Annotated in this window: 1 protein-coding gene; it reads left to right on the top strand. The window is 63.6% G+C overall.

Going from position 1 to position 1,902, the window contains the following annotated elements:
- Window positions 1–303 precede the first annotated feature (303 nt).
- Window positions 304–1,890, top strand: a complete 1,587-nt coding sequence (locus tag JKL46_RS34660; RefSeq protein WP_246529745.1) for a recombinase family protein — start codon at window positions 304–306, stop codon at window positions 1,888–1,890.
- The last annotated feature ends 12 nt before the right edge of the window (window positions 1,891–1,902 follow it).

Genomic DNA, 1,902 nt, shown 5'->3' with positions numbered 1-1,902 from the left:
TCGAGATGGTTTAATCACAAATGACAAATTCTGCCTGAGCAGCTTCGGACAGCTCAGGTTAAGTTGGTGGCGGTTGCCGTTGCACTTGCGCCAGCCGGAGCCAGGGAATTGCCCTGTGCCGCAGAGCAGATCTGCAGCAGGAGGCAACGATGCGGGAGTGGCGGGTGCACCGGACATGCCAGCCTCATCCGGACGGGCAGCGCCGGTGGGATCGGACCTATCAGCAATTGATGGCATGGACAAAGCTGTCACAAGACACTGCGGTCCCGACCGGCCCCGAGCCTCCCGCACGGGAGGTGAACCATGAGGACCGGGATCTATGCACGGGTCTCCACCCAGCGCCAGGCACAGGCCGACGGGCTTGCTCAGCAGATTGATCGCCTGCAGGCTCACGCCCGTCAGCAGGGGTGGAGCGTCGCCCCGGAGCACATCTTCCGCGATGATGGCTATAGCGGCGCCAAGCTCATCCGGCCAGGTCTGGAGCGACTGCGCGACCGTGCGGCTCTGCGCGAACTCGACCGGGTTCTGATTACGGCACCAGACCGGCTCGCGCGCAATTATGTGCATCAAGTCCTCCTGCTCGAGGAGATCACTGCCACAGGCTGTGAGGTCGAGTTCCTCGACCGGCCGATGAGCCAGGATCCGCACGATCAGCTTCTGCTGCAAATCCGTGGGGCCGTGGCCGAGTATGAGCGCAGCTTGATTGCCGAGCGCATGCGCCGTGGTCGCTTGCGCAAGCTGCAGGCCGGCGTCCTGTTGCCGTGGATCCGGGTGCCGTACGGCTATCGCGTCAATCCGGATCGCCCCCGCGATCCCGCCGGCGTCCGTCAGGACGAAGCCGAGGCCGCTGTGGTGGCCGAGATGTTCGCTTGGTATGCTGATGAGGGCCGCAGCTTGTATGCCTTGGCCAAGAAGCTGCATCAGGACGCGGTGAGGCCTCCGCGAGCCCAGGGACGCTGGGGCGTGCCGAGCGTGCGGGGCATCCTGACCAATCCCGTCTACACCGGCGAGGTGTATACTGGGCGCGTCCAGGCTGCCTGCCGCCCAGGGGCTACGGTCACGACCCGGTGCATCCGACCGCGGGAGGACTGGATGGCCGTGGCATCGATCCCGGCCATTGTCACCCAGGAGCAGTTTGATCGCGTGCAGGCCAAACTCGCCCAGAATCGCCAGTTCGCAAGCCGCAACAACACGGCTCAGAGTTATCTGTTGCGGGGCTTGGTCAGCTGCGGCGTGTGCGGGTTGGCCTGCTTCGGCCGCTGCTTGCGGTCGCAGCATCGCTACTATTGCTGTCGCGGCAAGCTGCCAGCCCTCCAATCCCACCGGGAAGGGAAGTGCCGCTCGCGCTATATTCCGGCCGAGCCGATAGAGAGCTTGGTTTGGGAGGATCTGTGCCGTTTGCTGACCCATCCGGAGGCCATCGGCTATGCCCTGGAGCGGGCGCACGGCGGGCATTGGCTGCCTCAAGATCTGCAAGCCCGGCGCGATGCCTTGAAGCGGGGGCAAGTCCGCGTGGAGCAGCAGATCGAGCGACTGACCGAGGCCTACTTGAGCGAGGTTGTGGGCCTGGAGGAATATCGCCGTCGCCGTCACGACTTGGAGCAGAAGGTCCAAAGCCTTTGGGCCCAGAGGCAGCAGCTGGAGGCGCAGGTCGATCGTCAGGGCGAGATCGCACGCGTGAGCCTGAGCATCGACGAGTTCTGCCGTCGGGTGCAGGAAGGACTCGAGCAGGCGACATGGGAGCAGAAACGGCAGCTCATCGAGTGGCTGGTGGTGCGGGTGATCGTCACCGACGGAGATGTCGAAATCCGCTATGCCATTCCAACCAGCTCAAATGGCGAAGCTACCCGCTTTTGTCATTTGCATTCAGACTATCGAGCTGTTCCATAAAATCCTGAAATC

This window comes from Microvirga zambiensis WSM3693 (assembly GCF_016735695.1).
GTDB lineage: Bacteria > Pseudomonadota > Alphaproteobacteria > Rhizobiales > Beijerinckiaceae > Microvirga > Microvirga zambiensis.
This window is presented reverse-complemented; position numbering and strand designations above follow the sequence as displayed.

What these genes read in the sequence shown, in the direction of transcription:
- JKL46_RS34660 (WP_246529745.1), top strand. Translation starts at nt 304, where the DNA reads ATGAGGACCGGGATCTATGCACGGGTCTCCACCCAGCGCCAGGCACAG.